The following is a 10,366-nucleotide window of genomic DNA, read 5'->3' as shown; positions in this document are numbered from 1 at the left end:
GCAGCCGTGACTACGAGGCGTTCCGCGCCCATCTCGCCGGCGAGGCGACGGTGACGCCGCCCGCTCTGGACCGCGCCACCGCCCTCCACTAGGGCTACCGGGGGCCGGACGGTCACGCGACACTCGCGACCGCCCGGCCCGCCGCGGCGAACTCGCGGTAGCCGCCCGAGTGGAAGACCAGCGGCTCGCCCGCCGAGCGCTGGAAGCGCTCGACCTCCCCGACGAAGATCAGGTGGTCGCCGCCGTCGTAGGTGGTCACCGTACGGCAGGCGAAGTAGGCCAGCGTCCCGGCGAGCACCGGCACGCCGTCGGGACACGGACGGGTCTCCACCCCGGCGAACTTGTCGGGCAGCGGGGTGGCGAACCGCCGCGACAGGTGGTCCTGACCCGCGGCCAGGACGTTGACCGTGAACCGCCCGGCTCCGAGGAAGACCGGCGCGCTCGGGGCCCGTCTGGACAGGCACCACAGGACCAGCGGCGGGTCGAGGGAGACGGAGGTGAAGGAGTTGACGGTCACTCCGGCCCGGTCCCCGGCCGGGGTCGCGGTGGTGACCACCGCGACCCCGGTCGCGAACTGGCCGAGCGCCTCGCGTAGCGATCTCATGATGTCTCCTCAGGCGCCGATCCGCGCCAGGTACTCGCCCGCTCCGGCGGGGTCCATGAACCAGCCGGCGTAGTCCGACGGGTCGTCGAAGCCGTTGACGAAGCGGCCGGCCACCTCGGGCAGCCGGCCGGCCGCGGTGAGGAGCTCCAGCACGTGCGGCGGCGGGGGCGCCAGGAGCGCGTTCGTCCAGGCGGTGACGTGCCGGGCGCCGTCCCAGTAGCGCTCGAAGGTCCGCTCCATCCAGGCCGCGTCGAAGGGCCGCTCGCCGTGCTCCAGAATGCTCGACAGGTAGGAGACGGCGCACTTGGCGGCGTTGTTGGCGCCCTGGCCGGTGATCGGGTCGTTGAGCACGACGACGTCGGCGACCCCGAGGACCGCGGCTCCGGAGGGCAGCGCCGCGACGGGCCTGCGGACGGTCGGGGCGAACCGGCCCGACAGGACGCCGCCCTCGTCGGTGAGCTCGACGCCGCCGCAGCGCTCGGCCTCCCACGGCAGGAAGGTCTCCAGGATCCACCGGCTCCTGGCCAGGTGCTCGGCGGGGGTGCGCACGTCCGCCCAGCAGTCCATCGGCCCGCCGGGGACCCCCTCGAACACCATGATCTCGCAGGGGCCGGTGAGGGTGAGCGCGGGGAAGACGAAGTACTCTCCGACCCCCGGGATCAGGTTGAAGCACACCGCCGAGTGTCCGGGCCGGGGCGTGAGGCCGGTGACGTAGGTGACGGCCAGGGCCCGCTGCGGGACGTCGTACGGCGAGCGCGACCCGTCCCGCTCGAACAGCGAGGCGATCGGCCCCTTGCCGGCGGCGACCAGGACGAGGTCGTACTGGGCGGCGTACGCCTCCAGGTCCTCCACCGTCGCGTCGTGGATGAGGATCTTGCCGCCGAGCCGCTCCACCTCGCCCATCCAGACGGGCATCTTCAGCCGCTGGTCGATCGAGCGGGCGGGCGTGTCGAGCCGGGCCGCCCAGTCGATCGCCCGGCCGCCGTCGGGACCGGGGACGGTGAACTGGATCCCGTCGATCGGCGGGCACCGGTCGGCCCACAGATCCAGGCCGAGCTCGCGCTCATGGCCGAGGGCCGTGCCGAACATGGCCTGGCCCGACATGACGCGGCCGTCGCGGATGTCCTCCGGCGTGCGGTTGGAGACGACGGTGACGTCGTAGCCGTTGCGCAGCAGGCCGGCTGCGAGGTGGAGGCCGGCCTGGCCGGCCCCGACGATGAGGATTCTGCGCATGACGATCTGTCCTTTCCAGGTGGGAGGGAGGGGGTCTGGCGGCGCCTGATGAAAAGGTACGGCGGCCGCTGCGGCACGGGCCATCCGCTCAGCGCGGGTCCCATCCGTCTGGCGCGGAATCCTCCGGAGCGCCTCCCCGACCACCGGCGGACGGCCGGCGGGGAACGGCGGACGGACCGCAGCGGACGGTCGGTGCCGGGCGGTCAGCGCCGGACGGTCGACACCGGACGGTCGACGCCGGGCGGTCAGTGGCCGCGCAGCGTCTGCGACGGCGCCTGTCCGTACCGCGTGCGGTAGGCCGCGGCGAACCGCCCCTGGTGCAGGAAACCCCACCGCGCCGCCACGCCCGTCACGGTGCACCGGGCGGGGTCGCCGACCGTCAGCTCCTCGTGGACCCGGCCCAGGCGCACGTCCCTGAGATAGGTCATCGGGGTCAGGCCGAGATGGCGGCGGAAGCCCTCCTGCAGCGAGCGGCCGCTGACGGCCACGGCGCGGGCGACGTCGTCGGTCGTCAGCGGCTGGTGGGCGTGGCCGTCGATGAACTCCATCGCCCGGCGCACCACCTTGGGCACGGCGGGGGCGCGGGGGGCGTTCAGCCGCTCGTGGTAGTTGGACGGCTGCATGGTGAGCAGGGAGGTGAGCATCGCGTTCTCCAGATGGGCGATCGCCAGCGGCTGCACGGCGAGCCCGTCGTCGTGCTCGGCCTCCCCGACGATCAGGTCGGCCATCGCCCTCCAGGCCCGCGCCCAGCCGGCGGTCATGTCCATGCCCAGGTCGAAGACGATCGGCCGGTCGAGCCGCTCCCCCAGCATCCGCTCCAGCGCGTCCTCGACGGCCGGCCGGTCGAACTTGACGATCAGCTGGGGGCAGCCGGCCTCCCAGCGCATGTCGAGGTGCTCCGACGGCGAGGGCAGGGAGGCCAGCCCGGGGGTCGAGACGATCTCCTGCCGGCCGCACCGGATCAGGCTGCGCCCGGCCAGCGGGATCTGCACCAGGAAGAAGGACTCCAGCTCCCCCGGCTCGATGCGGACGTCGGTCCCGTAGTCCAGGTAGTTCACCCGCACGGCGCCGAGCTGGGCGGAGTTGAACCGCGCGGCCAGCCGCGACACCTCACCGGTCAGCTCCAGCCGGTGCGGGCAGAACACCCGCGCCACCTGCTCACGGGCCTCGTCGAGGTCCCGGGTGCCGAAAAGCGACCTGTTGCCGAGCGGGACCCGCTGCCGCGCCTCACCCATCGACGCTCCCACCGTCGGGGGTCCATCGCCCGCTTACGGCGGCGCGGGACCACGCATGACCGGACACGCCGATGATCCCTCTTGCGGGCGCGCCCGACCATGTACAAATACGCAGAGGCCGCGCACGGATACGCGGAGACCGCGCGGCCCACGCCGCGCGGCCTCCGAGCGCCCGGGCCCGGCCCGCCGACGGAGGCTCAGCAGGTGACGTCCTTGCCGGTGAAGCGGGCCCAGGCGAGCGAGCCGAAGACCACGGCGTAGGCGGCGAAGACCAGCAGGCCCTGACCCATGTCGCCGGTGGCCACCGGATCGCGCAGCACCCCGTCGAAGCCGCTCCACCAGCGGCTCAGCAGGTACGGCTGGAGCCCGGCGAGCTGCGGGACGACACCGAGCACCTGGGCGACGATGACGAACACCACGGTCGAGGCGATGGCGCCGACGGCAACCTCGGTCAGCGTCGACAGCGCCAGCGCGACGGCGGCCAGGGCCGCCATGCCCGCGGTGACGTACAGCACGACGAGGCCGATCCTGAGGATGCCGTCGAGCAGGGGGACCGTCCCGCCGGACAGCAGGGTGATCGGGCCGGCCGGGAAGAGCAGCAGCCCGGTGATCAGCGCGGACAGCGCGATCGAGGTGACGGCCGCCAGGCAGAAGACGACGGCGTTGGCGTATTTGACGGCCAGCAGCCGGCTCCGGCCCGCCGGGGCGGCCAGCAGGTAGCGCAGCGTGCCGATGCCCGCCTCTCCGGCGATGGAGTCTCCGGCGACCACCGCCACCGCGACCGGCAGCAGCAACTGCACCAGGACCGAGAACGCGGCGAAGGTGAGGAACAGCCCGTTCCCGGTGACCTGCCCGAAGATGGACGGGCCGCCGTCGCTCTCACCCTGCCCGCCGAACGTCCGCAGCGCGACGCCGATCAGCACCGGGACCAGGGCGAGAACGGACAGCATGGCGATGTTCCTCGGCCGCCGGAAGGTCAGCCCCACCTCCGAGCCGAGCAGCCTCAGCCACGCCCGGGGGGCGCCCACCGCCCGCGCCTGGGCGGCCCCCGTGCCCGTGCCCGCGCCGGCACCGGAGCCCATGCCGGGACCGGTGGCGGCGCCGGGACCCGTACCCGTGCCCGTGCCCGTGCCCGTGCCAGCGCCGGGTACGGCGGGCGCGGGCGGCGCGGATCCCGTCCCCGCCGACGGCGCGTCGCCCGTGCCGGCGGCCATGACCTCTCCCCCGCTAACCGTTGACATCGAACCCCTCCCCGGTCAGGCCCACGAACACGTCCTCGAGGCTCGGCCGCTGCACCGCCAGGCCGCGCACGGCGACGCCGGCGGCCACCAGCGCCGCGCAGACCCGCTCCGGGGCGGCGGAGCCCAGCTCGGCACCGGCCTCGCCGTCACCGGCGCGGACCCCTGCCAGCCCGAGGCCGGCGAGCACGGCCGCCGCCTCGGCGGTGTCGGGTGTCTCCACCCGGATCCGCGCCACCTCCCCGGCCCGCAGGTCGGCGATGGGCCCCTGGGCGACCAGCCGCCCACTCCGCATGACGGCGATGTGGGAGCACATCTGCTCCACCTCGGCCAGCAGGTGGGAGGAGACGAACACGGTCGTCCCCTCGGCGGCGATCTCCTTCACCAGTCCCCGCACCTCGCGGGTGCCCTGCGGGTCGAGGCCGTTGGTCGGCTCGTCGAGGATCAGCAGCTCCCTGGGCCCGAGCAGCGCCGCGGCGATGGCCAGCCGCTGGCGCATGCCCAGCGAGTAGGCCCGGTAGCGTTTGCGGGCCGCGGCGGCCAGCCCCACCCGGTCGAGGGCCAGCCCGATCCGGGCGGCGGCCGTGCGCGGGTCGGCGGCCGGGTCGGCGGCGTCGTAGCGGCGCAGGTTCGCCTCACCCGACAGGTAGGGATAGAACGCCGGCCCCTCGACCAGCGCCCCCACCCGTGACAGTACCGCGGGCATCCCGGCCGGCATCGGCGTGCCGAGCAGCTCCCAGGTGCCGGCGGTCGGCGCGGCCAGGCCGAGCAGCATGCGGATGGTCGTGGTCTTGCCCGAGCCGTTGGGGCCGAGGAAGCCGAAGACCGATCCCCGGGGCACGGCCAGGTCGAGGCCGTCCACGGCCACCTGACCGCCCCGGAACCGCTTGGTCAGCCCGCGGGTGACGAGCGAGCAGTCTTCGGCGGGGACCGCGGCGGGCGGCGTCGCCTCCTGGACGGTCAGCACTGCTCTCCCATCGGTCGGCGTGGTACGGCGGGCGGGCGGGGGCGCCCCGTGGACGCCCCCGGGTTCTCGTCGAGCCCCGCACCGTGGAACCCGCCGTCGCGGTCTCCGCGGCCGCCCGCCAGGAGTCGCGTGTCTCCCGGCATTTCGCTCACTTCCGCCCGGCCGCCTCGGTCAGCTTCTCGGGGGTGACCGCGCCGACCAGCAGGCGGCCGTCGTCGGTCAGCAGCGCGGAGACCAGCTTGGTCTGGATGACCCTGCCGCTGCCCCACGCCCCGCTGACCGGCTTGGCCGACTTCATCAGGGCGTCGGCGATCGCGGCCGTGTCCTGGCCGGCGGGGCGCCCGTCCTGCTGCCGGGCCTGGCCCGTGAGCGCCTGCTCGGGGAGCGGGAGCACCGCGACCGTGGTCCAGCCCTCACCCACGGTCGTGACCGCGCCCTTCAGCAGCTCGGCCCTCACCTGCCCGGCCCTCTCCTGCCCGGCTGCCGGGCCCCGGGCCAGGTCGGCGAGCGACTTCTCCTCCACCTTCGCGCCCGCCGGCGGGGTGAAGGTGAAGTTGTCCGGGGCGGGAGGGGTGAACGTCACCGAGGTGAAGCCGACCTCGAAGGCCGGCTCGGCCGCGCTCTTGGCGTAGACCTGGACCCGCAGCGGGACGAGGGTCTCCCCGTCGAGCGCCAGCTTGACCTCCTTGACCAGCGAGGAGGTGTCCTTGGGCGTCAGGACGAGCTGGTAGGCCGGCCGGTCGGCGACCTTCTCGGTGTTGCTCACGCTGACCGCGGTGCCGGCGTCGGCCCGCTCCAGCACCTCCTGGGCGAGCTGCTGCGGGGTGGTGGCCGTGGGCAGGGCCTTGTCGTGGTCACGCTCCACTTGGTCGACGCCCTTGAGCCGAGTGGCCTTGTTCGCCTCGCTCTCCCACAGCCACGCCTGGTCGCCGTTGACGATCAGGTCGGTCTCGCTCATCCGCCCGGGAAGGGCGAAGCGGAGCCGGTCGGCGCCGCCGTACCAGACCTTGAGCTCGTGCGAGCCGGCCAGCAGGGCCGCGGGCGACGTGCCGCCCATGCCCGCCACCTCCGGCAGCCCGGGCAGGCCGAGGGAGGCGGTCTGCATCACGGTGCCCGACATGGGCTTCAGGCCGGACCTGGCGGCCTGGGCGGCGTCGGCCAGCAACTGCTCGGCGGTGCGCTCGGGCAGCACCGGCTCCCCCTGGACCGCGGCGATCACCGGGCCCGCGCCGATCGCGCCGGCGACCACCGCGACCGCGGCGATCGGCACGCTCCACCTCACCATGCGGCCTCGTCTCGCTCGCTCTGACATGTCACTCCCTCACGGTATGCCGTCAATCCCTGACGTTTGCAGCTTGCGTGAACGGTCCTGTGCCGGAGCTGAGACAGACTGAGAGAACTCACAGGGTTCTCAGCCGCCTCTCAGGCCGGCTGGTCGAAGATGGGTCCGACAGCGGAGGAGGTGGGAGATGCGGGTTCTCGTCGTGGAGGACGAGCGGCGGATGGCCGCGGCGCTCCAGCGCGGGCTGCAGGCCGAGGGGTTCGCGGTCGATCTCGCGCACGACGGCGAGGACGGCCTGCACCTGGCCAGGCACGGCGACTACGACGTGGTCGTGCTGGACATCATGCTGCCCAGGATCTCCGGATACAACGTCTGCAAGCATCTGCGGGCGGAGGAGAACTGGGTGCCGATCCTGATGCTGTCGGCCAAGGACGGCGAGTACGACATGGCCGACGGGCTCGACCTGGGCGCCGACGACTACCTGACCAAGCCGTTCTCCTACGTCGTGCTGGTGGCCAGGCTGAGGGCGCTGCTGCGGCGCGGCGCCGGCCGGCGGCCGTCGGTGCTGCAGGCCGGGGACCTGTCGCTGGATCCCGCGCGGCGGCGGGTCCACCGGGGCGAGACGCCGGTGGAGCTGACGCCCAGGGAGTTCGCGCTCCTGGAATACCTGATGCGCCGCCACGACGAGGTGGTCTCCAAGGCGGAGATCCTGGAGCACGTCTGGGACACCTTCGACACCGATCCCAACGTGGTCGAGGTCTATGTCGGCTACCTGCGCCGCAAGATCGACGCGCCGTTCTCCCGGAGCGCGCTGCAGACGGTCCGGGGGGCCGGATACCGGCTGGCCGGCGATGGCGGCTGAGGGGCCGTCCCGGGCGGGCGCCCGGGGCGGGCGGCGCACGGTGGGCTGGTGGCGGCGTAAGAGCCTGCGCTTCCGGCTGACCGCGGTGGCCTCGGCCGTGCTGGCGGCGGCGCTGGTGGTCTCGGCGTGGGTGATGATCGGCGTGCTCGGCAGGTCGCTGCTGTCCACCATCGACGACTCGATCTACCAGCGGGCCCGCGGCACCGTCTCGCTGGCCGACGCCGAGCGGCTGCCGGGCGAGCTGACCTCGCCGGACGGCACCCTCCTGCAGGTGATCGACGGCGCCGGGCGGATCACCCACGCCACCGCCGGCACCGACCGGCTGGTCCCGCTGCTGAACTCCGGGGAGCGGGCGGCGGCGGTCAGGGAGGGCCGGGCGCGGTTCCTGAACGGCGAGCCGTACGGGATCCCGCACGTGCTGCGCGTGCGGGTGCTCAGCGCCGACCGGGGCCTGACGGTGATCGCCGCGCGTCCCTTCAGCGAGGTGCAGGCCAGCATCACCACGGCCGGGCACGTGCTGCTCGGCGGCACGCCGCTGCTGCTGGTGCTGCTCGGCGGGGCCAGTTGGATGATCATCGGCAGGACCCTGCGGCCCATCAACGCGCTGCGCCGGGGCGCGGAGGAGATCACCGACACCGCCCGGTCCCGGCGCCTGCCGGTGCCCGAGGCCCGCGACGAGGTGCACAGCCTGGCCGTCACCCTCAACGACATGCTGGCCAGGCTGGAGAAGGCCGACGCCCGGCAGCGGGCCCTGGTCTCCGACGCGGCGCACGAGCTGCGCAGCCCGCTGGCCAGCATCCGGCTCCAGCTGGAGGTGGCGCTCGGCCACCCGCACGGCCAGGACTGGCAGGAGACGGCCGAAGGGGTGCTGGAAGACACCATGCGCCTGGCCCGGCTGGCCGAGGACCTGCTCGCGCTGGCCCGCCTGGACGAGCGCGGCGGCGCGCCGCGCCGCCGGGAGCCGGTGGAGCTGGACCAGCTCGTCCCCCAGGCCGTCGAGCGGTACGGCGAGGCCGTCACGGTGCGGATCGGCGGCCTGCCCGGCCCACCGGCGCCCCCGGAGGGGACGGACGGGGCGATCGTGGTGGCCGGAGACGCGCTGGATCTGGGGCGGGTGCTGGTCAACCTGGTGGACAACGCGCTGCGGCACACCCACGCCCCGGTGGCGGTGGAGCTGCGCGTCGACGGTGCCGACGCGGTGCTGACCGTCACCGACGACGGTCCCGGCATCCCCGAGCCCGACCGGGAGCGGGTCTTCGACCGCTTCACCCGGCTGGACAGCGCGCGCAGCCGCGACGAGGGCGGGGCCGGGCTCGGCCTGGCCATCGTCCGCGAGACCGTCCACGCCCACGGCGGCGCGGTCCACCTGGAGGACGCCCGTCCCGGCCTGCGGGCCGTCGTACGGCTTCCGCTATCTTGACCGAGGCTTGTCCGTCGGGTGATTGGCCAAGGCATGTATCCGGATCTAGCGTCATTTTCATGACTTCCGCTGATGGCGGTCAGCGGGAGCTGATCCTGCAGGTCGCGACCAGGCTGTTCGCCGCCCTGGGCTACGACGCGACCTCCGTCAGCCAGATCGCCGAGGCCGCCGGGCTCGACATCGCCGCCGTCACCGAGTCTGTCGGCTCGAAGCGGGATCTGTATATGGCGGTCATGGAACGCGCGCACCAGGCCGAGCTGGCCGGTCTGGAGAGGTCGGTCCGGGAGATCGCCGCCGCGGCGCCGGAGGAGGCCACCGCCGCCGTGCACCGCCTCATCGACGACTACATCGACTTCTGCGCCCAGAACTCCGAGTTCCCCGCGCTGTGGATGCACCGCTGGCTGTTCGACGCCAGCGACGTCACCGAGTTGGACCGGTACTACGTCCAGCCGTTGGTCCAGTACGTCACCGAGGCCCTCGCGCCCCTGACCTCCGGCTCCCCCGACCTGAAGTACGTGATCTGGTCGGTGATCTGGTGCACCCACGCCTTCGCCCGCGGCGGGGTGCTCGACGAGGACGGCAACCGCGTCGGCGCCGAGGATCCGGAGACCCTGCGGCGTTTCCGCGCCTACATGCACCAGATGCTGCACTGCGTGCTCGCCCTGCCCGGAGACGCGCCCCCGGCCCCCGGCGGCCCTCCCCCGGCGCCCGGCCCTCCCCCGCCTCTCGGAGGTCCCTTCTGACAGTTCGGCCGCGCAGGGGCGCGGCCCCCGTCCGGAGGCCGTCGTACGGCTTCCGCTATCTTGACCGAGGCTTGTCCGTCGGGTGATTGGCCAAGGCATGTATCCGGATCTAGCGTCATTTTCATGACTTCCGCTGATGGCGGTCAGCGGGAGCTGATCCTGCAGGTCGCGACCAGGCTGTTCGCCGCCCTGGGCTACGACGCGACCTCCGTCAGCCAGATCGCCGAGGCCGCCGGGCTCAACGTCGCCGCCGTCACCGGGCGCATCGGCGGCAAGCGCGAGCTGTATCTCGAGGTCATGGAACGGATGTACCAGGTCGAGCTGGCCTCCCTGGAAGGGGTGCTCAAGAACACCTCCGTGGCGAGCCCCGAAGAGGCGTCGGCCCTCATGCACCAGCTCATCGACCACTACCTGGACCTGTGCCTGGCCTACCCCGAGATGCCGGCGCTGTGGATGCACCGCTGGCTGTCCGACGCCAGCGACGTCACCGAGCTGGAGTGGCGCTACACCCAGCCGCTGAGCGGTCTCATCTGGGACGCGCTCGAACCGGCGGTGGCCGCCGGATACATCTGCCGCGACGTCGACATCGAATACCTCATCTGGTCGATGATCTGGTGCGCCAACAGCTTCTCCCAGAGCGGGGTGCTCGACCAGCGGGGCAACCGCAGGCGCATGGACGACCCCCGGGCCATGCGCAGGTTCCGCGCCCATCTCCATCGGATGATGCACCTCACCGCCCATCTCCACGGAGACCCTCCCACCTGACCCCGCCTCTCCCGATG

At 73.3% G+C, this 10,366-nt stretch carries 10 protein-coding genes; 4 read left to right on the top strand and 6 right to left on the bottom strand.

The genetic code is table 11. The features are described 5' to 3' along the window. Positions 1 to 112 precede the first annotated feature (112 nt). The 6 genes from ACZ6R6_RS39945 to ACZ6R6_RS39920 form a co-directional block, all read right to left on the bottom strand. Positions 113 to 604: a flavin reductase family protein gene (locus ACZ6R6_RS39945; protein ID WP_470102133.1), complete on the bottom strand. Its 492-nt coding sequence runs from the start codon at positions 602 to 604 to the stop codon at positions 113 to 115. A gap of 9 nt (positions 605 to 613) precedes the next feature. After that, positions 614 to 1,837, bottom strand: coding sequence for a styrene monooxygenase/indole monooxygenase family protein (locus ACZ6R6_RS39940; protein ID WP_470102132.1), 1,224 nt, complete (start codon positions 1,835 to 1,837; stop codon positions 614 to 616). Between the two features lie 245 nt (positions 1,838 to 2,082). After that, complete coding sequence (locus ACZ6R6_RS39935) at positions 2,083 to 3,072, bottom strand: AraC family transcriptional regulator (protein WP_470102131.1); 990 nt, start codon at positions 3,070 to 3,072, stop codon at positions 2,083 to 2,085. Between the two features lie 197 nt (positions 3,073 to 3,269). Next, on the bottom strand, positions 3,270 to 4,286 hold the full coding sequence (locus ACZ6R6_RS39930) for an ABC transporter permease (protein WP_470102130.1): 1,017 nt from the start codon (positions 4,284 to 4,286) through the stop codon (positions 3,270 to 3,272). Positions 4,287 to 4,299: 13 nt separating this feature from the next. Further along, entirely contained in the window at positions 4,300 to 5,277 is a 978-nt protein-coding gene (locus ACZ6R6_RS39925) for an ABC transporter ATP-binding protein (RefSeq protein ID WP_470102129.1), read from the bottom strand. A gap of 148 nt (positions 5,278 to 5,425) precedes the next feature. Next, on the bottom strand, positions 5,426 to 6,562 hold the full coding sequence (locus ACZ6R6_RS39920) for a LolA family protein (RefSeq protein WP_470102128.1): 1,137 nt from the start codon (positions 6,560 to 6,562) through the stop codon (positions 5,426 to 5,428). A 184-nt stretch (positions 6,563 to 6,746) separates the two neighbouring features. Between ACZ6R6_RS39920 and ACZ6R6_RS39915 the strand changes: the two genes are divergently transcribed. From ACZ6R6_RS39915 to ACZ6R6_RS39900, 4 genes are all read left to right on the top strand, one after another. Beyond that, a complete protein-coding gene (locus ACZ6R6_RS39915) occupies positions 6,747 to 7,421 on the top strand; it encodes a response regulator transcription factor (protein ID WP_306858385.1) in 675 nt (224 codons plus the stop codon). After that, positions 7,411 to 8,841 (top strand): sensor histidine kinase, encoded by a 1,431-nt coding sequence (locus ACZ6R6_RS39910; RefSeq protein WP_470102127.1) that lies wholly within the window; start codon positions 7,411 to 7,413, stop codon positions 8,839 to 8,841. Before ACZ6R6_RS39915 ends, ACZ6R6_RS39910 begins: the two co-directional genes overlap by 11 nt. A 59-nt stretch (positions 8,842 to 8,900) precedes the next feature. Continuing rightward, a complete protein-coding gene (locus ACZ6R6_RS39905; protein WP_470102126.1) occupies positions 8,901 to 9,584 on the top strand; it encodes a TetR/AcrR family transcriptional regulator in 684 nt (227 codons plus the stop codon). 123 nt (positions 9,585 to 9,707) lie between these two features. Then, the gene (locus tag ACZ6R6_RS39900) at positions 9,708 to 10,349 is read left to right on the top strand and encodes a TetR/AcrR family transcriptional regulator (protein WP_470102125.1); all 642 of its coding nucleotides are present in this window, start codon (positions 9,708 to 9,710) and stop codon (positions 10,347 to 10,349) included. The last annotated feature ends 17 nt before the right edge of the window (positions 10,350 to 10,366 follow it).

It is taken from the genome of Streptosporangium sp. NPDC048886 (assembly GCF_055586905.1).
Note: the sequence above shows the minus strand (reverse complement) of the source record. Positions and strands in the feature narration are given on the sequence as shown.